This is a genomic window from Amycolatopsis sp. NPDC005232, from assembly GCF_040607795.1.
GTDB lineage: Bacteria > Actinomycetota > Actinomycetes > Mycobacteriales > Pseudonocardiaceae > Amycolatopsis.
This window is the reverse complement of the sequence record NZ_JBEXHL010000016.1, coordinates 123,035-144,949: the sequence shown is the minus strand read 5'-3', so window position 1 is coordinate 144,949 and position 21,915 is coordinate 123,035. Positions and strand designations below refer to the sequence as shown.

Below are 21,915 nucleotides of genomic sequence, written 5' to 3'. Positions count from 1 at the left end.
GACCGGGATGACGCGGGTGGTCGTCTCGTGGTCGGGGCAGCCGGCGGTTTCGGCGGTCAGGCGGGCGAAGTCATTCCTCGGCTTCCCGGTTCGGGGCGTTCTCGGAGAGCGCCGTGATCTTGGCACGGTGGCGTCCACATCGGACGATCGGCGTTCGGCCGTACCGGACACTGGACCGCGATGCCGTGCGGGCGAGCGTCCGGCGACGGTTGGTCTCTCGGGTGAAGCCCGCGCACTGATTCGCGTTCGGGGTTCGCGCGAGAACTTGACTTGGAGTCAAGTCAGCCCCTAGCTTGAAAAGACCGAAATGGCCTTCGAGGAGGAAGACATGGCTTCACCGACGAAGCTCTCCCACGTCGTCCTGTACAGCAGGCAGGTGCCGAAGATGCGGGACTGGTACGTGAAAACGCTCGACGGCCGGGTGGTGCACGAGACACCCGACATGGTGTTCGTGACCTACGACGAAGAGCACCACCGCATCGCGGTCGCGGATCCGACGTCGGCGATGGCCGACGAAGAGGTCGCGGCGCTGCTGGGTGGCCCGCGGAGCGAACTCTCTGCCGAGGAGCTGGCGGCGCTGCCGTTGCACGGGCTGGCGCACGTGGCGTTCACCTACGCCAGCCTGCCGGAGCTGCTCGAGACGTGGGAACGCCTCGACGCCGACGGGGTGCGGCCGCTGCAGGCCGTGAACCACGGGCCGACGACGTCGGTCTACTACGCCGACCCCGACGGCAACCAGATCGAGCTCCAGATCGACAACTTCCCGACCACCGAGGAGGGCACGGCCTTCATGCAGTCCGAGAGCTTCGCGCGCAATCCGTTCGGGGTGGTGTTCGACCCGGCCACCCTGCTCACCGAGCTGCGCGCCGGGAAGTCCGAGGCCGAGCTGACGGTGCCGACGTGGTGAGTGAGGCGCGGTTCGCGTGCGAGGACGTGGTGCGCACGTCGTTCCGGCTCATCGACGAGGGCCACGCGAGCGCGTCGGCCGAGTGCTACACCGACGACGCGACGCTGGTCATGGCCAGTACCCAGGAGATGCGCGCGGAGGGTGGGCAGATTCGCGAGGCCATGCGTCGCCGGGAGCAGGAGGACCGGCCGACGCTGCACGTGGTGTCGCCGTCGTGGTTCGACCTCGACGGCGATCGCGCTGAATGCCGGTGCGACCTGCAGGTATACGCCCTCGGCGACCCGGCCGCGCCGCCGCACCTGCGGACGGTGAGCCGCGTCCACGACGTCCTGACTCGCGCGGCAGGACGCTGGCGCATCGCCGAGCGCCGCATCACCGTGCTGGCCGGCGCCGGCTGATGCGCCTCTACCGGACGACGCAAGGGCTGGCCCGCGGTGAGGGCGACGAGTTGCTGCTGCTCGACGTGCCGCACCACGACGTCGCCGAACTGCTGGTGGACAACGCGCAGGACGCCGCCGTGCGACGGCGGTTGCCGCTCGCGGAAGCCACGTTGCTGGCGCCCGTCGCGCAGCCGAAGACGGTGGTGATCGTCGGGGCCAACTATGCCGGCCACATCGCGGAAGCCGGGCTGAAAGTCCCGACCACGCCCGCGTTTTTCCCGATCACGCCGGGGCCGGAGCTGTTCGTCGGGACCGGGAAGCCGATCGTCCTGCCCGCCGAGGCACCGGATCGGGTCGACTACGAGGCCGAGCTGGCCGTCGTCCTCGGGGCACCGGCCGGCGACGTCAAAGCCGAGGACGTCGCGCGCTATATCGCCGGTTTCACCGTCGCCAACGACGTGTCGGCGCGCGACGTCCAGTTCCGCGGGATGCGCGACGGCGCCGTCGTCGACTTGTCACTTCTCCGGCGCGCCAAGGGGTTTCCGACGTTCAAGCCGCTCGGCCCCGCGCTCGTGACGCCGGACGAGCTCGGCGACGACCTCGCCGTCACCACCCGGGTGAACGGTGTGCTCAGGCAACAAGGGCGCACGAGTGAGATGCTGTTCTCGGTGGCCGAGCTCGTCGCGGCTGTTTCGGCGAAGATCCCGCTGGCGGCGGGAGACGTCATCCTCACCGGAACGCCCGCCGGCGTCGCACTCGCGTCGGGTGATTACCTGAGGGCGGGTGACCTCGTCGAGGTGAGTGTCGAGGGGATCGGCAGCCTGCGCAACGAGGTGAGCACAGGAGGCAGCTGACATGAGTTCCGAGAAGCGCACGGCGCCGCCCCGCGGGCAGCGGCGCGCGGCGCTGATCGAGGTGGCCGCCGACCTGTTCGCCCGCAAGCCCTACGACGAGATCTACATCAGCGAGATCGCCGAGGCCGCAGGCGTCGCGCACGGGCTGTTGTTCTACCACTTCAAGGACAAGCGCGGCCTGTACCTCGCGGTGCTGCAGCAGGCGCTCGACGAGCTCATCGATCTGCACCGCCCGCGCGACGACGAGCACACGCGCGAGCAACGCATGCGTGGCCTGCTGCGCCGCCACATCGAGTACCGGCGCGCGCACGTCCACACCATGCTCGCGTTCATCCGCGCAGGCGGCCAGGACCCGGAGGTGGACGAGCTCTTCGAACGCGCCCGCCGCGCCGGCGCCGAGTTCGTGGTCGACCTGCTGGGCCTCACCACGGAACCGCCGCCGCGCGTGCGCGTCGCGATCCGCGGCATCATGGGCATGCTCGACGAAACCACGCTCGACTGGCTCACCCACGACTGCGACGTCCCCGCGACCGAACTCGAAAACCTCGTGTACGACGCGGTTGTCGCCATCCTCGCCACGGTGTCGTCGGCGCACCCCGAGCTGGGCGAGGCGGTCGCGGAGCTGCACGCGGCGGCGTGAGGGGGCTCGCGGCGGTAAGTTCTCGATGACCGCACCGGATTCGGGTTAGGGGAAGCATGAAAGCCATCACCGTCCAGGATCGCGCCGCCGGTGTCGGCGGGATGTCCCTTGTGGACCGGCCCCATCCGCACGCCGCGGAGAACGACGTGGTCGTGCGGGTGCACGCGGCCGGCTTCACGCCTGGTGAGCTCGAGTGGCCCGGCACGTGGACCGACCGGGCCGGGCGGGACCGGACGCCGAGCGTGCCCGGGCACGAGCTGTCCGGGGTGGTGGCCGAGCTCGGGTACGGCACGACCGGGCTCACGGTGGGACAACGCGTGTTCGGGCTCGCGGACTGGACGAGGAACGGGTCGCTCGCCGAGTTCGCGGCCGTGGAGGCGCGCAACCTGGCGCCGTTGCCCGCGGACATCGACTACACCGTGGGTGCGGCGTTGCCGATCTCGGGGCTGACGGCGTGGCAGGCGCTGTTCGACCACGGCCGGCTCGAACCCGGGCAGACGGTGCTGGTCCACGGCGCGGCAGGAGGTGTCGGGTCGATCGCGGTGCAGCTCGCGCGGGAGGCAGGGGCGACGGTGATCGGGACCGGGCGGGCGCACAACCGTGAGGCGGCCCTCGACCTCGGCGTGCATTCGTTCGTTGACCTGGAAGCCGACCGGCTGGAAGACGTCGGTGAGGTCGACCTGGTGCTGGACGTGTTCGGCGGGGAGATCGGGGACCGTTCGGCGGGGGTCGTCCGCGCCGGTGGGACTTTGGTGACCATCGCGGGTCCGCCGAACGCGTGGCCGCGGGACGGGCGCGCCATCTTCTTCGTGGTCGAAGCCGACCGGGCGCGGCTGGCCGACCTGGCGCAGCGGGTTCGCGACGGGCGGCTGCGGGTGCTGGTCGGGGCCGTCCATCCGCTGGAGGAAGCCGCCGCGGCTTTCGCGCCGGGCCGGCGCAGCCAGGGAAAGACGATCATCCGCACGATCTGAGCCGGCGTGAACGCGCGGGAGCAAGCGCGTTCACGCCGAATCTGCAATCGTTTGCAACGCTATACAGAAAGAGGTTACGCACTCTGAGCCAGCAACGAATGCGTCCCGAACGTCCGTGAGTGGTACGTCAGCGGAGCCGCCGTGGCCGTCGAAGCGGAGACGACTCGTCCGAAAAGGACGATGTGGTCCCCACCCTCGACTTCCTGGCTCACCGTGCACGCCAGCCACCCGGGAACACCGGCCAGCCGAGGCAGTTCGTTGTCGCGCCGCCAGTCGACGCCGGCGAACTTCTCCCCCATCTCGAGCTTCTTCGCGAACGACCGTGCCGTCTCGGCCTGCGCCGCGCCGAGTACGTTCACCCCAAAGCGCCGCGACTTCCGGATCAACCCCAGGAGCCGAGACGTTTTGTCCAACGACACCAGCACCATCGGCGGATCCATGGACAGCGACGTGAACGCGCTGACCGTCGTCCCGTGCGGCGAGCCGTCGTGGAACGCGGTCACCACCGAGACCGGCGTAGCGACTCCGGCCATGACGTCGCGAAAGTCGTTCTGCAACTGCGTGAGCATGCTACCTCCTTGCGGCATGGCTGCGGTCGGATTCGTGGAGACGGAAGGGTTCGTGCCGATCTTCGACGCCGTCGACGCGATCGTCAAAGCCACCAACGTGACAGTGGAAGGCGTCCTGCGCCTCGGCGGCGGCCTCGTGGCGGTCGCGCTGTCCGGCGACCTCGCCACCGTCGAGGAAGCGACCGAAATCGCCGAGGAGACAGCGAAAGCCGTGTCGGGCGCGCAGGTGCGTTCGGTCGTGTTCGCCAACCCGTGCGATGCCGTCGCGGCCGTCGCCGCCCACACCACCCTGCTCGAAGGCAACTGAGCCAGCTCACGGAAGAACAAGGAGAAAGTCCATGGCCGGCAACACGAATTCGGCTAGCGCGATCGGTGTCGTCGAGACCCTCGGCATCGTGGCGCTCACGGCGGGAATCGAGGCGATGATCAAGAACGCCGACGTCCGGCGGTGCCGGGCTTCGACGAGCGTCAGCTGCGCGGGGTGCTCAACGACACCGCGATGTCGTTGGGGATCGGTGGCTGACTCTTCTTCGATGCAGCGGGGCCGGGCACGCCAGATGTGCCCGGTCCCGTGCGCACATTCGGTGATCGATAATTGACCTCGGCTGTGCGGCTGCGATCAGTGGTTGTGCTTGCCCGCACGTACGCGGGTGACCGCGGCGGCTTCTTCCGGTGGGTCCGGTGTCAGGAGTGAGCCGGGTACGGCGTGGCCGGCGGCGCCGAGTTTGTTCATCTTCTTCGGCACGGTCGCGCCCTGGTAGTCGAGCGGGACCGGGTGGCCGTGGCCGTCGACCGGGCCGAGGGGCTGGTGGATCTCCAGGTAGCCACCCGAGGGCGAGCGGGTGATGATGCCCGTCTCGATGCCGTGCGCCAGCACCTCCCGATCGGCGCGTTGCAGACCCAGGCACACGCGGTAGGTGATGAAATACGCCAGCGGCGGCACGACCAGCACACCGATCCGCCCGGCCCAGGTGGTCGCGTTGAGGGAGATGTCGAACTGGTCGGCGATGATGTCGTTGAACCCCGACAGCTCGATCACCAGGAAAAAACCCAGCCCCATCATGCCCAGCGACGTGCGCACGGGCGCGTCGCGCGGACGCTGCAGGATGTTGTGGTGCGCGGTGTCCTTCGACAACCGCCGTTCGATCCACGGATAGGACAGCAACAACGTGAACAGGATCCCCATCCCGACCGCTCCGGCGAAGAAGACCGCCGGAACCGTGTAGTCACCCAAATACAGCTCCCACGCCGGCCAGATCCGCAGCAGACCATCGGCCCACGCCAGGTAGAAGTCGGGCGCCGAACCGGCCGAGACCTGCGACGGGTTGTACGGGCCGATGTTCCAGATCGCGTTGATCTGGAACAGCCCGGCCAGCAACGCGATCACCCCGGTGACGATCGTGAAGAACGCACCCGCCTTCAACGCGAACGCCGGGAAGATCCGGATACCGACGACGTTCGTTTCCTTGCGCTTCACCCCGGGGAACTGGGTGTGTTTCTGATACCACACGATCGCCAGATGCGCGGCGATCAACGCCAGCATGATCCCCGGGATGATCAGAATGTGCACCGTGTAGAGCCGCGGAATGATCTGGTTCCCGGGGAACTCGCTGCCGAACACCGCCCAGTGGATCCACGTGCCGATCACCGGAATCGACAGGATGATCCCCGACAACGTCGCCCGGATCCCCGTACCCGACAGCAAATCATCCGGCAGCGAGTAGCCGAAGAAACCTTCGAACATACCCAGGATCAGCAACGTCGCACCGATCAGCCACGTCGCCTCCCGCGGCCGGCGGAACGCGCCCGTGAAGAACACCCGGCACATGTGCACCATCATCGCGGCGATGAAGATCAACGCCGCCCAGTGGTGCACCTGCCGCACGAACAACCCACCCCGGACCTCCATCGAGATGTCCAGCGTGCTGGCAAAGGCCCGCGACATCTCCAGACCCTGCATGTTCGTGTACACACCGTGATAGGTGACCTCCTGCATGGAGGGATCGAAAAACAACGTCAGATACACACCGCTGAGCAGCAGCACGATGAACGCGTACAGCCCGATCTCGCCCAGCAGGAACGACCAGTGCGTCGGGAACACCTTGTTCATCTGATGCCGCAGACCCTTGGCCAGGTGATAGCGGTCGTCGACCGCCTTCGCGGCCGAGCCGGCGGCCTTGAGCGCGCCCGGGTCGGACTTGGTCGGACCGGTCAGTGAGCTCATGTGATCCTCACTCGCCTACGCAGGACGGCCACCGCGAACACGGCGCCCACCACTTCGACGACGTAGAGCACCCCATTTGTGACAGCTCCCGCCGACAACCACGCTCCGCACACGAAAGAACCCACGATCGAGGCACCCAGCAGCACCGCGCCCAGCCGTCCGCGCGTGCGGAAGTGCAGCCACATCCCGGCCGCCGACAGGCCCGTGACCACCGCGGCCACCGCCACGGGCGCCACGCCCGGGTACACCACCGCGCGAGCCGCCAAGGCCACGCAGTGCAGCACCACGATCACCGCCAGTACGCGATCCATTCGGACCACCAGCAGCGGATCCTTCACCACGGCGTGGCCGTTCACCCGCCGCACGACCTCCGGGTCGGCGGCCTGCGCACCACCGAACCCGACAATGGCTCCGGTCGGATCCCCGTCCATGCGCCTCACCTTCCTCCGCAAGAGCCGCGACCCGGCAGAATCTGGATATTTAATATCCAGATTTACGCGACAAGTTCACGCCGCATCGGCCACCGGGCGCCACATAACCAGGACACTAATCATCCCGATTAACCACGTCAAGAAGGGCGCGCGAGCCGAAACCCGGCCCGCGCGCCCGTCAACTCTCAGCCCACCAACGCAGACGGGTGCTGCGCCAACGGCGTCACACTGACACTCATGTACTTGAACAACGGCAGGTTCCACAGCAGGTCGTGCAGCTCACCGTTGTCCGAGACGTCGAACACACTCAGGTTCGAGTACTCACCCACGACGCGCCACAGGTGGACCCACTTCCCCTCCCGCTGCAGCTTCTGGCTGTACGCCTTCTCCGTCGCCAGCAGCTCGTCCCTGAAGCCGGGGTCGAGGTCCAGCGGCAGAGAGACGTCCATCCGCACCGCGAACAGCATGCCGGCCTCAGGCGGGGTCGAGCACGAAGTCGTACCGGACCTCTTCGCCGGCGCCCGAGGAGGCCGCGGTCGGCGCGAGGATCAGCGCGTCCTTGACCGCCGTGGCGATGTCGTCGCCGACGTGCTCGCCACCGTCGAAGTACAGCTGCGTCGTGATCAGCTGGTGGCCCGGCGCGGACACCTTGATGTGCAGGTGCGCCGGACGCCACGCGTGCCAACCGGCGGCGGCGATCAACGCGCCCGTCGCGCCGTCGGTCGGGATCTGGTACGGCGCCGGGTGGATCGTGTGGATCGAGAAATTGCCCTCGGCGTCCGTGGTGAAGCGGCCGCGCAGGTTCCACTCGGGAATGCCGGGCGCGAACTGCGAGTACAGACCGTCGTCGTCGGCCTGCCAGAAGTCCACCACCGCACCGGCGAGCGGTTCGCCCGCCACCGAGCGCGCCTGGCCGAAGAAGCGCAGCGGCTGCCCGCCCTCGCCTTCGCGCATCGGCAGGGTGCCTTCCGCGCCGAACTCCGGCGCACCTTCCACGTAGTACGGACCTTCGATGCTCCCGGCGGTCCCCTCGCGGCTGGCGTTCGCGACCTTCTCCACCTCGTGCTCGATGAACACGTCGAGGAACAGCGGCCACTCACCGTCTTCGCCGACCCGGATCAGCCACGCCTTGAAGGCGTTGTACTCGTCGTAGGTCAGCTGGTGCTTGCGAACGACCTCGTGCAGCGCGGCAAGCGCGTCCGTCGCGATCGCGTCCACCCGGGCCGCGTCCGCCGCGGCGGAACCCTTGGCCCGCTCCTGGAAACGCTCGGTCGCCGACGCACCCGAAGCTGCGGCTGTGGGCGAAACGACTTCAGTCATGGCAAATACCTCTCTTCGTGGTGGGAATCAGTCCTGGCGGTAGCGCGCGAGCTTGCCGTCGTCGAGCTGGATACCGAGGCCGTGGCCTTGCGGCACGCGCAGCTCGCCGTGCTCGATGCGCAGGGGTTCGGTGAGCAGGTCGTCGGTCATGTCGAGGAAGTTCGACAGCTCACCCGCCCGCCGCGAGGTCAGCTCGAACGCGGCCCCGAACGTCGCCCCGCACAGGGAGCCGATCTGCCCGTCGATCTGGTTGCCGAGCACGACCTCGACGCCGAGTCCGGAGCACTGGTTGAGCACGCGCTGCGAGTACGTGAAGCCGGTGCGGGCCGTTTTGATGCTGACGCCGTGGGCCGCGCCGGCCAGCAGCTCGCGCGTGACCTCGCCGGGCCGCGTCGCGCTTTCGTCTGCGTAGAGCGGGATCCGGCTCTGCGTGGCGAGCCACCGGCGACCGAGCACGTCGTCGGCCGGGCACAGCTCCTCGGCGAACAGCAGGCCGACGTCCTCGAGCGCCCGCAACGCGGCGGCCGACTCCGAGGCCGTCCAGCCGCGGTTGCCGTCGATGTAGAGCTCGACGTCGTCGCCGAGCGCGGCCCGCAGCGCGCGGCAGACGTCCACGTCGAGGCGGATCGGCTTGCGGCCCACCTTCACCTTGAACGTGGTGATGCCGTAGAGGTCGCGCACGCGCTCGGCCTCGTCCACCATCTCGCCCGGCTGCGCGAACCCGACCATGTGGCACACCCGCATGCGGTCGGTGTAGCCGCCGAGCAGCTCGGTCACGGACACGCCGAGGCTCTGCCCGATGAGGTCCCACAGCGCCATGTCGATCGCGCTCTTGGCGGCCGGGTTCCCCACCGTGCGGTCGAGTTTGGCGTGCACGGCCTCGCGGGCCAGCGGCGACATCCCCAGCAGCTGGGGCGCGAAAACCGAGTCGATGACGGCCTTGATCGAGCCCTGGGTCTCCCCGTAGGTGAACGGCCGTGGCGGGGCTTCGGCGGTCCCCACCAGACCCTCGTCGGTGTGCACCCGCACGAGGATGTGCGCGGCCGTGTCCACCTCCCCGCTCGCGAACCGCAGCGGTTTGCGGTACGGGATGGCGAACGGGATCGCCTCGATTTCGGTGACTTTCATCGCGGTCCTTTCACAGGGGCCGGATCAGCGCCTGATCAGCGGACTGCGCACCACGTGGGTGCCCGCGGCGCGGTCGGCGGAGTCGAAGAAGTCCTCGCGGTAGATGTCCCGGGGGAACAACCGCGCCTTCATCAGCGCCTTCATGGTGTCCGAGACCATGTCCGGGCTGCCGCAGATGTAGGCGACGTTCCCGCCCGCCCGGGGGAAGTCCTCGGCCAGCAGCGCCGGAACCCGTCCGGAACGGCCGTTCCAGTCGTCGCGCGAGAGCGCCGGCCGGTAGGTGAACCAGTCCGTGCGCGCTTCGAGCTCCTCGAAGTACTCCCGGTCGTAGAGATCGTCCTTGGTGGCCACTCCGTGGTACAGCGTGACCTGGTGCCCGCCGCCGTCCTCGTCGATGTGGCGGATCATCGACTTCAACGGCGCCAACCCGGTGCCCGAGCCGAGCAGCAGGATCGGCTGCGTCCGAAGTGGACGGAACGAGAACCGCCCGTACGGACCGGACAACGTCACGTCGTCACCGGCCTTGAGGCTGGAGAAGACCCAGCCGTCAGTGGCGACGCCGTTTTCCGAACGCTTCAGGTGCAGCTCGATCAGTGACCCGTTCGACGGCGTGCTGGCGATCGAGTACGGCCGCTGGTGCCCGCCCGGCACGTCGAGCAGCACGTACTGCCCGGGGTTGAACCGCATCGGTTCCTCGAGCGCGAGCACCAGACGACGGACGTCGGGCGCGATCTCCTCGAGGCTGTCCACCCGGGCGCGGAAGTCGCGCACCGGGTGGACACCGACGCCCTCGTCCATGTCGACTTCACCCTCGAGCACCACGTCGCCGCGCGGCTGGGCCACGCAGATCAACGCGGCACCCTCGTCGCGCTCGCTTTCCAGCAACGCGTACGGCGACGCGTCGCCCAGGTCGACCTCACCGTCGAGGATCTGGGCCTTGCAGGTGCCGCACGTGCCGTGGGTGCACGCGTGCGGCAGCCAGATGCCCTCGCGCAGGCACGCGTCGAGCACGGTCTGGTCCTCCCGGCACTGAATCTCTGCGCCGATCGGTTCCACGCGGATGGTGTGCGTCGTCAAGACGAATTCTCCGTTCAGGCGGTGAACTGCAGCAGAGCCTTGTGGCCGATGCCGAGTTCGGTGAGCGGGGCGACGGCGGAGCCGTCGAGTGGCCGGCCGTTCACCCGCCAGTCGCGCACCGCCGTCGGGTCGAAGTCCGGGTCGGACGCGGCCCAGGGGCCGACGACCGTCTCCACGAACTCGCCGAAGCCCAATGCCTTGGGCACGCGGAAGCAGGCAGCCGAGCAGAACAGCGGGTTGCCCTCCCAGTGCACGTAGACGAGCTGGTCGTCGCCGAAGAGCTCGGCGCGGTCGGCCGACGGGAAGTCGTAGTCGTAAAGAGCTTTCACCGCCATGTCAGACTCCCTGTTCCACGTCGCCGTTGTGCCAGCCGATCCACGACTTGTGATCGGGAGACCCCTTGTACTCGCCGTTGTCGCCTTCCTGGATCCCGTACCACTCCAGGACTTCCGGCACCGACGGGCCACCGCAGTTGCCCTGGTAGATCTGGTGCACGGGCAGCCACGCCTGCACGAACTTCTCCGGCTCGCGCTCGAAGATCCACTGGCAGCCGTCGCTGCAGGTGTGGAACTGCTCCCCGCGGAACTCGCTGGAGCGGAAGGAAGTCTTGGCCGGGTCGTCCTTTTCGGTGAAAACCATGGGGATCTGGCAGACCTGGCACAGCTGCGGCAGACCCTGAAAGAACATCCGGCCACCCTCGGCCTCGATGCGGTGGTGCTTCTCCCACACGGGCCGGTAGTGCTGGTCGAACGTCTCCGGGTACTGCTCGGCCAGCCACTTCATGTGCTGCTCGTTCGGCGCCTGCGTGGTGAACGAAGCGGCGAAGGAGAAGTTGTGCAGCACCTTGTAAACCTCGTGCGACAGCTTGTCCTTCTCCGCGATCGCGTCCTGCACGTGGCGCGGCGGGCGGATGCCGTAGAACTCCAGGTCCGGGAAAAGGCCGCCGAGCATCTGGTCCTCGAAGTAGAGCTCGAACGCCTCCTTCCAGCTCATCACCGGCTTCGGCAGCATGTAGTCCATCATTCCGGCGACCAGCGCGGACATCCGGTACGCGCGCCAGAACCACTTGTCGATCCAGTCCTGGATGATCGGCACGTTGCCCTCGTCCTGCTCCAGCAGGAACTTGATGGCCTCCAGGCCGAGCGTCATGTGCCGGCTTTCGTCGGACTGCGCCGAGAAACCGAACGACATCGTCGGCATGTCACCGTTGAAGCTCGCGCCACTCATGAACGGCACGAACAGCAGGTTGGTGAGCAGGTACTCGAAGCTGAACGAGATCGAGATCAGGAACTCGAACGGCCCGGCCGTCATGGCGTCGTCGAACAGCGACTTCGGCACCGACAGGTACCACACGCGGTCGTGCATCTTGGACCAGCTGTGGAAGCCGCCGTAGTACTTGTTGTAGTTGCTGATCGTGTGGATCTGCGTCTGGCAATGGCGCAGCTCGTCCACGCTCTGGCACAGCGCGGCGAACCTCGGCGCCGGGCCTTCGAGGTAGCGCGCGAGGTAGGCGAAGTGCCGGTGCGCGGCGTACTCGAGCGGTGTCACGCCCTGGATGAACAGCTTGATGGCGTTGAGGTAGCTGGCGTCGGCGAGGCCGAGGTGGCCCTGGCTCTGCGCGAACCCGTCGAGCACGGCGTAGAGCCGCTTGTCCTTTTCGGCCTGGTACTTGTAGTACGCGTCCACGGTCAGGCGGAACGGGTCTTCCCAGCCGTCCCAGTCGTGGACCTTGATGCCTTCATAGCTGGTGTACGGGAACAGCTGGTCCTTCGTGACGTAGCTCGGGTCCCAGTCCAGGTCACGGGTGAGCAGCGCGTAGCGCTCCTTGAGCGGCAGCTTGCGGCGCGGTGTGGTCTGAGTCATGTCCTAGTGCTCCCACTTCACGATGATCTGGTCGTCGTCCCATTCCGAAAGGTTTCCGGCGAACGAGACGATGGCCAGCTGGAACTCGCCGGTCTCCCACTCGCGGCCGAGCTCGCGCTCCACCGTTTCCCGGTTGATCACGATCTGGCCCGCGGCCTGGATCTTGACCAGGCCCGGCAGGTGCCGAACGGTGAGTTCGGGGTTGTCGGCCCGGATGGCGGCGACGAGGCCGCGGTTCTCTTCGGATTCCTGGATGTCGATGCCGACCTGGCGCAGGGTGTCGCTCACGCCGCACCTCCGGTGACCTGCGCCCAGCGCTGCTCGGCGGCGGCCGTGGTGCGCGCGAGCGCGGCGACCGTGCCGGCGTCGGGCAGCTGGTGGTCGACCACGCGCGCCAGCTCGGTGGCGGCCTCGTGCGCGAGCGGGTTCCACGTCGCGACGATGCGCGACAGGTGCTCGCGGTTCGCCTCGCCGTGCTGTTCGTCGCCGGCCCACGCCTTGATCAGCGCGTCGAGCCACTTGCGCTGGTCCTTGAACCAGGTGTGCAGGTACTGCGTGAACAGGCTGTACGCGCCGGCGCCGCTGGTGAGCGCGATCTCGTCGAGCTCGCGGTAGAGCACCGGGTAGACCAGCGAGTCGACGAGGTCGACCGCGACCAGGCCCTCGGCCCAGTCCTGCGTGACCATCGCTTCTTCCGTGAACCGGCGCAGCGGCTGCAGGTGTTCGCTGTCGAGCCACTCGCGCTTGGCGACCTGCAGCACGTCACCGGTGCCGACGCCCAGCGCGATTCCGACGCGGGAGAGCATCTGCGCGTTGCCGATGCGGTCGAACGCCGCGTACGTGCAGCACTGTTCGAGCGAGGTTCCGTACGCGAACCGTGCGCCGCCGACGCTCACCATCTGCGCGCCGGATTCGTAGTGGCGCAAGGGAAGGATGGCCGTGGTGAGCACCGTGCGCCACGCCGTGGGCAGCTTCGCCAGCAGCTCGCGCTCTTCGAGGTACGCCATCTGCTTGGTGAACTCGTCGTGCAGGTTCGCGCGGTTGGTGACGTACGGCGTGTAGTAGAACTGGCGCGGATCCGTGTAGCTGTAGGGATCCGTGAGCTTCAGTGCGGTGTAGTCCGCGTCGTAGAGCTCACGGTGCTGGTCCCACGTGGGCCGGTAGTGGAAGTTCTCGCGCGGTTCGACGTCGAGCGTCGCCTCGAGGTAGCGGCTGGCCGGCTGGTCGCCGAACCGGTCGATCACGTTCTGGTAGGTCTGCCTCTTCGGCTCGATGACCTGATACCGCAGTTCGTATTGCATCAGTCCTCTTCCAGGTCAGTGGTGGGCGGGGAGGGGGTCCAGCCTCAGCAGGCTCAGCAGAAGCGCCCGGAGCTCCTCGTCGCCGGCCAGGCGCCGCGGGACCTCGTCGGCTTCACCTGCGATCACGAGCTGCACGGTCGCTTCCCGGCCGGACATCGCGGTGCGGATGCGCGCGCTGCGGTCGGAAAAGCCCACGGTGAAAGCGAGTTCTCCGTCGTTGCTGTCGTCGACGAGGCTGAACACCGGCCCGTGCTCGCGGAGGATCGCGTTGGCTTCGCACACCAGCTGCTCGGCGAGGGAACGGATGATCACCTGCTCGTCGGTGGCCACGGCCACCGACCTCGGGGCGGCCGGTTCGGTGGCCGGCACGGGGGCTTCCTCCCCGTCCAGCAACGACTGGACAGCCAGCATGAACGGGGTCACGGCTCCTCCTTGAGTCCGGGAAAACCTCGACCAGGGAATACCTGGCATTTCACGATTGTTTCCGACGGATTCGGAAATGAGAAATACTTACAACTTCAGGATCGATAGATGCGGTTTATCAATCGCGCTGGCTCAGCGCGGGCCGCCGAGCAGCGAGTGGGCGCGCGAGAGCACCTTGGCGACGTGCGGCGAGAGGTCGTCCGCGCGCGTCGCGGCGGCCAGCTGGACCTCACGGGTCGTGCCCGCCAGCGGCCGGTACTGCGAGCCCGTGATCTGCAGGTGCCGCACGGACGCGGGCACCAGGGCGACGCCCAGCCCACCCGCGACGAACGAGACCAAAGTGGAGGTCTCGCCGACTTCCTGCACCACGGACGGCACGAACCCGGCCTGCTGGCACGCGTCGAACACGGCGTCGTAGACCACTGAACGGTGCCGCGACGGGTAGCAGATGAACGGCTCGTCGCGCAGGTCCGCGAGCCGCACGGTGTCACGGTCGGTGAGCGGGTGGCTGGCGGGCAGCACCGCGATCAGCGGCTCGCGGCGCAGCACCTGCACCACCAGCCCCGGCTCGCGGACGGGCGGGCGGAGGAAACCGATGTCGAGGGTCTCCTCCACCAGCGCCGTCACCTGGTCGGGGGTGAGCATCTCGCCCTTGAGGTCCAGCTCGATGCCCGGGAAGTCGCGGCGCAGCACCCGCGCGAGCGAGGGCAGCAGCTCGTAGGTGGCCGAGCCGGTGAAGCCGATGGCCACCCGGCCGACGTCACCCCGGGCGACGCGACCGGCCTCGACGCTCGCCGCGTCCACCGAGGCCAGCACGGCGCGGGCCCGGTCGAGGTACCGCTGTCCGGCGGGCGTGAGCTGCACCTTGCGCGTGGTGCGCGTCAGCAGTTCGACGCCGAGCTCGGCCTCGAGCTGCTTGATCTGGTGCGACAGCGCGGGCTGGGCGATGTGCAGCCGGTCGGCGGCGCGGCCGAAGTGGCACTCCTCGGCGACGGCGACGAAGTACCGCAGGTGCCGCAGCTCCATCCGGACCTCACCTCCGACCGACCTCGGCTCACACCGCGAGCGACTCCACTGTTGCAGCCGGCTCGTACTCCGGCCAGGCCGCGTACGGACCGGCCTGGTTCAGCAATTCTGCCGGGTCGTCGACCGGAGGGTAGATCCACTGCTCGTTGATCGTGTGCTTGAGGTCCTTCGCGATGTGCTCGGTCATCTGCACCTCGCGGTCCCAGCCCGACGTGACGACCGCGCCCGCCGGCCCCAGCGAAAGGCACGTGACATACGGCGCCGGCTCGAACCGGACCAGGGCCTCGTCCAGCAGGTCCGCCGCGACGTTGTGCCCCGCGAACTTGCCCTGGGGAAGGGCGTGCTGGCAGCTCTGCATCACCACGCGGCCCTCGGCCGGCGACAACGCGGCGGCCGTGTCGCCGGCCGCGTACACGTCGGGGACACCACGAACGCGCAGGTACTCGTCCACATCCAGTCGACCGAGGTGGTCCTTCTCCGCCGCGATGAACGATGTGAGCGGGCTGGCCGTCATGCCGGCCGTCCACACGACCGTCGACGTCGGGATCACCGTGCCGTCGGACAGGCGCACCTTGTCGTGGGCGAGCTCCTCCAGGCTGACGCCGAGCCGGACCTCCACGCCGAGGTCGGCCAGGGCCTTCTCGATCGCCGGCCGCGGCCCCTCGCCCAGCTCCGGCCCGACGGCGTCGAGCCGCTCCACGAGCACCACGCGGACGTCGTCGGCCAGCTCCTTCAGCCGTCCGACGAGCTCGGTCGCGATCTCCAACCCGGTGAACCCGGCGCCGACGACCACGGCGGTGAACCTTTCCGGCCCGGCTTCGCGGTCCGGCAGCCGGCGCAGGTGCGAGTCGAGCGTGGCCGCGCCGGCGAGGGTGTCGATGTCGAAGAGGTGCTCGGCGCCGGGCAGCGCGGGCCGCACGACCTGGCTGCCCGAGGCGAGCACTAGGCGGTCGTAGCCCAGCGTGGCGGTGGTCCCGTCGCGGCGGACCGCGGAGACCATGCGCGCGTCGGTGTCGATGCCGACGACAGTGCCGGCGACGCGGCGCACGCCGATCGGGCCGAGCACCCGGTCGAGAGGCACGCGCATGCGGTCGGGATCCGCCTCGTAGAGCCGCGGCCGGATCACCATGTCGTCGCCGGCGTTCACCACGGTCACCTGAAGGTCCTTTTCGGACAGTCCGCGTTCCTGGCGGAGCTTCACGGCGCTCGCGGCGCTCCACACCCCGGCGAAGCCACCGCCCACGATCAGGATCCTTGACATCCGGATTCTCCTCCCACACGACACTGTGTCGACCACCGTCGGTCAGCGGCCGGTGACGTCGAACGATACGAATCTGGATATATACTGTCAAGGTTCCACGAGTCCGAACATCGACTGATACACGGGAACGACGAATCCATACCTTCACCGTCCGAATGCCGCCGGGCCACCCCGGTGTCCCACCGACCCGGACGTCACCCGCTCGAACCTTCCAGGAGGCTCGGCATGAAACTGACCACGATCCGCACGAGCGGCGGCACGCGCGCGGCGCGGGCCGAAGGCGACGGCACGCTCGTCGAGCTGCCGTACCCGGATGTCGGCGCGCTGCTTCTTGATCCACAATGGCCGGTCGCGGCGGCCGGCCGGGCGCACGAGGCGATGTTCTGCGACCGGGCGCCATTGTCGGCGCGCCCGGGGAAGGTGGTCCGGGTCGACTTGGGCCGGCGGTCTTTCCACGTGACCCGGCCGAAGTCGTTCGCCGGACCGCGGGACGCGATCGTGCTGCCCCAAGAATCCGTGGCCGCCACGTGGAAGGCCGAGCTGGCGGTGGTCATGGGACGACTCGGCACCATCGCGGGATTCTCGATCCTGAACGAGGTCACCGTGCCGTGGCTGTCACTCGGCCCGGCGCTGGTGACTCCCGACGAGCTGCAGGGAGGTCTGCGACCCCGGCTCGCCCTGCACAGCTTCGTCGACGGCCGGCCTGTACAGAAGACCGACACCGCGGATCTGGACTTCGTCGCGTTGGTCCATCGAGTTTCGCAACACGTGCGGCTCGAGCCAGGTGATGTCGTCGCGGCGGGGCACGAGGAGGTTCCGCTGTTGCTGAGCGCGGGTTCCGTCCTCGAAACTGAGATCGACGAGATCGGTTTCCACGAGAACGTCCTGCAACGGGTTACGTGAGCGTCGCCGTTGCCCGGAAGGTGCCGAGCCGGTCGGCGATGCGGTGGCTGATGGCGAGGCCGGCCTCGGTGACGTTGCGGGCGGCCTCCGCCACGGCCTTGCGCGTGAACGTCTCGCTCAACCCGGCGATGGAGACCGCGCCCACCGGGGTGCCGGTGAGGTCGGTGATCGCTGCGGCGACCGACGTGGTGCCGCGCTGGAACGAGTGGCTGACGACGAACCCGTCGCGCCTCGCCGTCTTCAGCACGGCAGCCAGCTCGGTGAAATCGGGTGCGGGCAACCGTTCCGCTTCGCAGGTCAGCGAAACGAGCCGCTCCACCACCTCCGGCTCCAGCGCGCTGAGCGCGGCCTTGCCACAGCCGGTGCGGTGCGCGGGCGCGCGAAGGCCGACGCGATTGCGCATCGGCCGCGGCTCCCGGCCGGTGATGCGGTCGAGGTACACGACCCAGCCGTCGACGAACTGCGCGAGGTGCGTTTCCTGACAGGTGCGCAACGGCAGCCGCCGCAACAGGCCTTCCGACGCGGTGGCCAGGCCGGTGCGGTCGATCACCTGGCCGCCGAGCCCGACCAGCGCGGACCCGAGCCGGTACCCGCGCCGCGGCACCTGTTCGAGCATCCCGGCCTGGCACAGGGCCAGGCACAACGAGTGCGTGGTGCTGCGCGGAAGCTGCGTGCGTTCGGCGAGCTGCCGCACGCTGAGTGTCGGCTGAACGGGGCTGAAAGCGTTGAGCACAACCATCGCCTTCGCGACGGACGCGTTCCCTTTCGACGCGACGACCATGGCGTGCCTCCGTTCGAGCCCGATGCGGAAAATACCCCTGCCCGGGCGAGATCGGCGATCCTCTGTCCGGCTGTACCGGACGCGAGAATTGCGCTTGCGGTGCGGCAAAAGGAGTCCGGTCAGGCCGGACGCTTCGGCTGTGTTCCGCCGTTGCGGCCTCTAGCGTGCCGAGGATGTCCAGCGTGTTCCGGATGTCCCCCGAGAGGAGACCGCGCGTGCCTGGTGCGACACCGGAAGAACGGTTGCGAGCCACCGGTCTGACCCTGCCCGCGCTGCGGCCGGTCGCCGGCAACTACGTCGGCGCGTACCAGGAAGGCTCCCTCGTCTACCTGGCCGGGCAAGGCTCAGAGGGCTGGCTCGGCCGGGTCGGCGAAACCCTCACGGCCGAAGACGGCTACGCGGCCGCGCGTGAGTGCATGCTGCACTTGCTGGCTCAGCTGCGTCAGACGCTGGGCAGCCTCAACCGGGTGCGCGGCATCGCGAGGTCGTCGGCTACATCTCGTGCACCGACGATTTCACCGGCGTGGCACAGGTCCTCAACGGTGCGTCCGACCTGCTGGTCGAGGTCTTCGGCGACGCCGGGCGCCATCCCCGCTCGGTGGTCGGCGCGAAGGCGCTGCCCAAGGGCATCGCCGTCGAAGTGGACCTGATCGCTGTCGTGGAGCCCGCCGGCCGCTGACCGGCGGGCTCCACGCGGTCACGGGATGATGGCGGTGACCACGCCACCGTCGGGCAGCTGTTCCACGAGGGTCGCCACACCCTCGGCCGCGCCGATCCCGGACGTCGACCCGGTGGCCAGCGCGGTCCGGCCGTTGAGGTCGAGCTTCACGAGCTCCTCCGATCAGGCCAGGCCGAGCTGCTGGTTGAAGGTCTGGTTGTCCCAGAACAGGAATTCCTCGTCCATCGTGCCGCGCCGGTTCCAGATCCCGACGGTGGCCATGTTGATCGCGTACTTCCGGCCGGTCGGCTGGATGAAGCCGCCCTTGCCGTCGGGCATCGGGCGGGTGAAGGTGCCCTGCATCACGCCGGTGACAGCGGTGAGCTCGTTTTTGGCCACGCGCAAGGGATGCGAGTGGATGCGCGTGTCAGGCGCCCAGACGAACATCGCGGCGAGGTCGGCGATGTGCTGGTCGATGCCGTCGGTGTAGTGCCCGTCGGGCCAGTGCACGCGGATGTTGCGGGCGTGGCTTTCGTCGAGGCGTTTCCAGTCGGCGTGGGAGAAGACGTCGAAGTCGAGCTCATCGAACGCCTCCAGGTGCTGGCGCTCGTCGTGCGTCAGGTTGCGCGGATAAGGCGGGTTCGGCACGGGGTGGGCGGCCGGGTCCGGCAGCAGCGGCTGCCCGGCGGCTTCGGCCACGTTGCCGCTCGCGACGGCGGTGAGGGCGAAGGCACCGAACGCGGCGGCGGCTCCGCCTTTGAGCGCGGTACGGCGATCCATGATTGCTCGCTTTCAGCTGGCAGAGGGGAGTTCGCGCCCGGTCGCCCAGGCGTGGCTGGTGGAGACGATGGCGGTGACGATGTCGAGTTCGGTCTCGTCGCGGGGCCCGTAGACGAGGACCATGCCCGGCGTGAGCCGGATCGCGGCGAGTGGGTGTGCGACGGCCCAGCCGCGTTCGATCGCTTCCGCGGCAAGGGAAACCGGCAGGGCGACGTGCAGGGAACCGTCGGTGCGCGGGTGCAGGTGGGCGAACTCGCCGGCCCGCGGCACGAGGAACGCGTCGGCCGGCCCCGCCTGGCCGTCGGCGAGCATGAACCCGCGCGCGCCCGGCACGGAGATGGCCGACTGTGTGCTGTGCACCCCGGGCAGCGCGTTGATGCGGGCGAACAGCTTTTCCTGCAGCTCGGCCGGGGCGTTGCCGGTGAGCTGCTGTTGGGGGATGGTGACGCTGACGTCGGGCCGCTTTCCCGTTCGCAGTGGAAGTTCCTCGAGGCCGTCCCACCTCGTCGGCTGAGGCCCGGGCACGCGGCGCCACTTGAGGAAGTCCGCGCGCTCGGCGAGCCAGCCGCCGAGGGACGCCAGTGCGTCGGGCGCAATGCCGTGGCCCACCGGGTCGCGCCGCGCGATGGTGGGCGCTCCGGACTCGGCCGTGAGGTAACGCCAGGTCCGATCCTGCAGGTCGCGCGGGATGACCTGGTCGTGCTCACCGTGCGCGAGGAACACGGGCAAGCCCGCCAGCCGCGCCGGGTCAGTGGGCACACCCGCGTCGAACGGCAAAGTGCCGTAAAGGATGGCGGCGCCGGCGAAGCGGTCCGGATCGTCCAGGACCAGGCCGCCGGCGAACGCGGCCCCGCCGCTGAACCCGATCAGCAGCACGGGCCCGCGTTGCCGGTCGAGCCAGGCGCGGAACCAGTCCATCGTGGTCCTGAGCGACTCCGGCGTCGGGCGGCCGATGCCGCGGTTGGCGAACCACGCGAAGCCACCGCCTTCCGCGATCGGTGCTCGCACTGCTGCGTAACGGAAACCCTTGGGCAACGCGTCGGCGAGCCCGATGATCTCGGTCTCGCGCGAGCCGCGGCCGTGCAGCAGCACGACCAACGGCCCCTCGGTACCCCGCGTTTCAACGACCGGCGTTTCGACGACCGGGGTTTCGACGACCGGCTCGTTCATCAGAGTGTCCTTTTCAGACGGTCGGGCCGAGCAGCGCCCAGCCGGACTGCCAGGGCCAGTTGTTGCCGGCGTTGAGGGCGATGTTGAGGAACGCCATCTCCTCCAGCGCGCGGGCCATGCGCAGGCCACCGGCGTCGATCGGGCGGAAACCCAGCGAGGTGAGCAGCTGGGCGACGACCTTCTTGGCGTCGGTGTCGTCGCCGGCATAGAAGGCGTCGAGCCGGTGACCGCTCTCGGTGGGCGTGCCGAGGCGGCCGGCGAAGATGGTGTTGAAGGCCTTGACCACGGCGGCGTCGGCGACCAGGCGCTGCAGCGTCTGCACGGCGGCGGTCTCTTCGATGTCGAGGTCGGTGAACGTCGCGTTGAGCGGGTTGGTGGCGTCGACCACGACCTTGCCGCGCACTGCGGGCGCGATCTCCTGGGCGACGGCGCCGACGGCGTTGCCCGGCACGGCCAGCACCACGACGTCGGCGTCGGCCACCGCGTCGAGGTTGCTCGCCGCGGCCCGCGCCCCCGTCTCGGCGGCGACCTTGGCGGCCTTCTCCGAGCTTGTCGCGGTCAGGGTCACCGCGTGCCCGGCGTCGACGGCGGCCTTGCTGAGAGCCGAGCCGACGTTGCCGGCTCCGATGATGGCGATCCGCATAATTACCTGCTCCCTCACTATCTGACTGTTCAGATACTGACACGGTAACCACAAGATGCCTTCCGATGCAATAGCTGACGCGTCAACCTTCTCCGCGTACACTTGCGGCATGGACCCGATCGACGACCGCCTCATCACGACGTTCGGCAGGCTGGTCGAGGCCAGCAGCCAGCTGGAACGCCGGCTCGGGCCCGCCATGCAGGCCGAGACCGGGCTGCAGCACACGTGGTTCGAGGTGCTGATCCGGCTCGCCCGCTCCGAGGGCGGGCAGCTGACGATGAGCGCACTCGCCGGCGAAGTGGCACTCACCACAGGCGGCATCACGCGGCTGATCGACCGCATCGAGGCGGCCGGCTACGTCGAGCGCCGCCCGTGCCCGACCGACCGCCGCGTCGCTTACGCCGGTATCACCGACGCGGGACGCAAGGTGCTTGACCAGGCCGCGACAGCCCACGCGCGTAACTTGCGCGCCGCGTTCGCCGCGTTCTCCGAGACCGACCTGGACACCCTCGACGGGCTGCTGGACCGGGTCCGGCACGGTTTTGAGATTGCTTGAAGGTTCAAGTCGGACGGCGTAGCGTTTTGACTGAACGTTCAACTGCCCA

General features: G+C 68.7%; 27 protein-coding genes and 1 pseudogene. 9 read left to right on the top strand and 19 right to left on the bottom strand.

Features of this window, described 5'->3' with window-relative positions; all coding sequences use genetic code 11:
* Window positions 1–328 precede the first annotated feature (328 nt).
* Genes ABZU76_RS28880 through ABZU76_RS28860 form a run of 5 tightly spaced genes read left to right on the top strand, consistent with a single transcriptional unit; the run spans window position 329 to window position 3,752 of the window.
* Window positions 329–907 carry a VOC family protein gene (locus ABZU76_RS28880; protein ID WP_354874967.1) on the top strand — a complete coding sequence of 193 codons (579 nt, stop codon included), beginning with the start codon at window positions 329–331 and terminating at the stop codon, window positions 905–907.
* A complete protein-coding gene (locus tag ABZU76_RS28875) occupies window positions 904–1,305 on the top strand; it encodes a nuclear transport factor 2 family protein (RefSeq protein WP_354874965.1) in 402 nt (133 codons plus the stop codon). The genes ABZU76_RS28880 and ABZU76_RS28875 overlap by 4 nt, the downstream gene beginning before the upstream one ends.
* The gene (locus ABZU76_RS28870) at window positions 1,305–2,141 is read left to right on the top strand and encodes a fumarylacetoacetate hydrolase family protein (RefSeq protein ID WP_354874963.1); all 837 of its coding nucleotides are present in this window, start codon (window positions 1,305–1,307) and stop codon (window positions 2,139–2,141) included. Before ABZU76_RS28875 ends, ABZU76_RS28870 begins: the two co-directional genes overlap by 1 nt.
* Before the next feature lies 1 nt (window position 2,142).
* On the top strand, window positions 2,143–2,781 hold the full coding sequence (locus tag ABZU76_RS28865; RefSeq protein ID WP_354874961.1) for a TetR/AcrR family transcriptional regulator: 639 nt from the start codon (window positions 2,143–2,145) through the stop codon (window positions 2,779–2,781).
* Between the two features lie 56 nt (window positions 2,782–2,837).
* Window positions 2,838–3,752 (top strand): NADP-dependent oxidoreductase, encoded by a 915-nt coding sequence (locus ABZU76_RS28860; protein WP_354874959.1) that lies wholly within the window; start codon window positions 2,838–2,840, stop codon window positions 3,750–3,752.
* A gap of 74 nt (window positions 3,753–3,826) precedes the next feature.
* Here the strand turns inward: ABZU76_RS28860 and ABZU76_RS28855 are convergent, their stop codons facing one another.
* Window positions 3,827–4,321, bottom strand: a complete 495-nt coding sequence (locus ABZU76_RS28855; RefSeq protein WP_354874957.1) for a flavin reductase family protein — start codon at window positions 4,319–4,321, stop codon at window positions 3,827–3,829.
* A gap of 16 nt (window positions 4,322–4,337) precedes the next feature.
* Here ABZU76_RS28855 and ABZU76_RS28850 point away from each other — a divergent pair, with 16 nt between their 5' ends.
* On the top strand, window positions 4,338–4,628 hold the full coding sequence (locus ABZU76_RS28850; RefSeq protein ID WP_354874955.1) for a BMC domain-containing protein: 291 nt from the start codon (window positions 4,338–4,340) through the stop codon (window positions 4,626–4,628).
* Window positions 4,629–4,940: 312 nt separating this feature from the next.
* Here ABZU76_RS28850 and ABZU76_RS28845 read toward each other — a convergent pair whose 3' ends face one another.
* From ABZU76_RS28845 to ABZU76_RS28785, 13 genes are all read right to left on the bottom strand, one after another.
* Window positions 4,941–6,545 carry a ubiquinol-cytochrome c reductase cytochrome b subunit gene (locus ABZU76_RS28845; RefSeq protein WP_354874953.1) on the bottom strand — a complete coding sequence of 535 codons (1,605 nt, stop codon included), beginning with the start codon at window positions 6,543–6,545 and terminating at the stop codon, window positions 4,941–4,943.
* Complete coding sequence (locus ABZU76_RS28840) at window positions 6,542–6,976, bottom strand: hypothetical protein (protein ID WP_354874951.1); 435 nt, start codon at window positions 6,974–6,976, stop codon at window positions 6,542–6,544. Before ABZU76_RS28840 ends, ABZU76_RS28845 begins: the two co-directional genes overlap by 4 nt.
* 185 nt (window positions 6,977–7,161) lie before the next feature.
* Window positions 7,162–7,443 carry a muconolactone Delta-isomerase gene (gene catC / locus ABZU76_RS28835; protein WP_266118206.1) on the bottom strand — a complete coding sequence of 94 codons (282 nt, stop codon included), beginning with the start codon at window positions 7,441–7,443 and terminating at the stop codon, window positions 7,162–7,164.
* A gap of 7 nt (window positions 7,444–7,450) precedes the next feature.
* Complete coding sequence (gene catA, locus ABZU76_RS28830; protein ID WP_354874949.1) at window positions 7,451–8,296, bottom strand: catechol 1,2-dioxygenase; 846 nt, start codon at window positions 8,294–8,296, stop codon at window positions 7,451–7,453.
* Between the two features lie 27 nt (window positions 8,297–8,323).
* The gene (locus ABZU76_RS28825; RefSeq protein WP_354874947.1) at window positions 8,324–9,424 is read right to left on the bottom strand and encodes an enolase C-terminal domain-like protein; all 1,101 of its coding nucleotides are present in this window, start codon (window positions 9,422–9,424) and stop codon (window positions 8,324–8,326) included.
* 24 nt (window positions 9,425–9,448) lie between these two features.
* Window positions 9,449–10,501, bottom strand: coding sequence for a 2Fe-2S iron-sulfur cluster-binding protein (locus ABZU76_RS28820; protein ID WP_354874945.1), 1,053 nt, complete (start codon window positions 10,499–10,501; stop codon window positions 9,449–9,451).
* A 14-nt stretch (window positions 10,502–10,515) separates the two neighbouring features.
* Window positions 10,516–10,836: a phenol hydroxylase subunit P4 gene (locus tag ABZU76_RS28815; protein WP_354874943.1), complete on the bottom strand. Its 321-nt coding sequence runs from the start codon at window positions 10,834–10,836 to the stop codon at window positions 10,516–10,518.
* Window position 10,837: 1 nt separating this feature from the next.
* Window positions 10,838–12,364, bottom strand: a complete 1,527-nt coding sequence (locus ABZU76_RS28810) for a YHS domain-containing protein (protein WP_354874941.1) — start codon at window positions 12,362–12,364, stop codon at window positions 10,838–10,840.
* A 3-nt stretch (window positions 12,365–12,367) separates the two neighbouring features.
* A complete protein-coding gene (locus ABZU76_RS28805; RefSeq protein ID WP_285972253.1) occupies window positions 12,368–12,652 on the bottom strand; it encodes an MmoB/DmpM family protein in 285 nt (94 codons plus the stop codon).
* Window positions 12,649–13,665, bottom strand: a complete 1,017-nt coding sequence (locus ABZU76_RS28800) for a phenol 2-monooxygenase (RefSeq protein WP_354874939.1) — start codon at window positions 13,663–13,665, stop codon at window positions 12,649–12,651. The genes ABZU76_RS28805 and ABZU76_RS28800 overlap by 4 nt, the downstream gene beginning before the upstream one ends.
* 15 nt (window positions 13,666–13,680) lie before the next feature.
* Complete coding sequence (locus ABZU76_RS28795) at window positions 13,681–14,088, bottom strand: hypothetical protein (RefSeq protein WP_220244474.1); 408 nt, start codon at window positions 14,086–14,088, stop codon at window positions 13,681–13,683.
* A gap of 132 nt (window positions 14,089–14,220) precedes the next feature.
* Window positions 14,221–15,114: a LysR family transcriptional regulator gene (locus ABZU76_RS28790; RefSeq protein WP_354874937.1), complete on the bottom strand. Its 894-nt coding sequence runs from the start codon at window positions 15,112–15,114 to the stop codon at window positions 14,221–14,223.
* A 28-nt stretch (window positions 15,115–15,142) separates the two neighbouring features.
* Window positions 15,143–16,375, bottom strand: a complete 1,233-nt coding sequence (locus ABZU76_RS28785; RefSeq protein ID WP_354874935.1) for an FAD-dependent oxidoreductase — start codon at window positions 16,373–16,375, stop codon at window positions 15,143–15,145.
* Window positions 16,376–16,600: 225 nt separating this feature from the next.
* Between ABZU76_RS28785 and ABZU76_RS28780 the strand changes: the two genes are divergently transcribed.
* A complete protein-coding gene (locus ABZU76_RS28780) occupies window positions 16,601–17,278 on the top strand; it encodes a fumarylacetoacetate hydrolase family protein (RefSeq protein ID WP_354874933.1) in 678 nt (225 codons plus the stop codon).
* Here ABZU76_RS28780 and ABZU76_RS28775 read toward each other — a convergent pair.
* Window positions 17,271–18,059, bottom strand: a complete 789-nt coding sequence (locus ABZU76_RS28775) for an IclR family transcriptional regulator (protein WP_354874931.1) — start codon at window positions 18,057–18,059, stop codon at window positions 17,271–17,273. The two genes, ABZU76_RS28780 and ABZU76_RS28775, sit on opposite strands and share 8 nt — an antisense overlap.
* Before the next feature lie 173 nt (window positions 18,060–18,232).
* On the opposite strand from ABZU76_RS28775, the pseudogene ABZU76_RS28770 reads away from it, so the two are divergent.
* Window positions 18,233–18,738, top strand: a pseudogene (locus ABZU76_RS28770) (RidA family protein).
* An 18-nt stretch (window positions 18,739–18,756) separates the two neighbouring features.
* Here the strand turns inward: ABZU76_RS28770 and ABZU76_RS28765 are convergent.
* Genes ABZU76_RS28765 through ABZU76_RS28750 form a run of 4 tightly spaced genes read right to left on the bottom strand, consistent with a single transcriptional unit; the run spans window position 18,757 to window position 21,310 of the window.
* Entirely contained in the window at window positions 18,757–18,888 is a 132-nt protein-coding gene (locus ABZU76_RS28765; protein WP_354874929.1) for a hypothetical protein, read from the bottom strand.
* A gap of 12 nt (window positions 18,889–18,900) precedes the next feature.
* Window positions 18,901–19,497 (bottom strand): ester cyclase, encoded by a 597-nt coding sequence (locus ABZU76_RS28760; RefSeq protein WP_354874927.1) that lies wholly within the window; start codon window positions 19,495–19,497, stop codon window positions 18,901–18,903.
* A 12-nt stretch (window positions 19,498–19,509) separates the two neighbouring features.
* Window positions 19,510–20,667, bottom strand: a complete 1,158-nt coding sequence (locus ABZU76_RS28755; RefSeq protein ID WP_354874925.1) for a phospholipase — start codon at window positions 20,665–20,667, stop codon at window positions 19,510–19,512.
* Window positions 20,668–20,680: 13 nt separating this feature from the next.
* A complete protein-coding gene (locus tag ABZU76_RS28750) occupies window positions 20,681–21,310 on the bottom strand; it encodes a prephenate dehydrogenase/arogenate dehydrogenase family protein (protein WP_354874923.1) in 630 nt (209 codons plus the stop codon).
* Window positions 21,311–21,419: 109 nt separating this feature from the next.
* Between ABZU76_RS28750 and ABZU76_RS28745 the strand changes: the two genes are divergently transcribed.
* The gene (locus ABZU76_RS28745; protein ID WP_354874921.1) at window positions 21,420–21,866 is read left to right on the top strand and encodes a MarR family transcriptional regulator; all 447 of its coding nucleotides are present in this window, start codon (window positions 21,420–21,422) and stop codon (window positions 21,864–21,866) included.
* The last annotated feature ends 49 nt before the right edge of the window (window positions 21,867–21,915 follow it).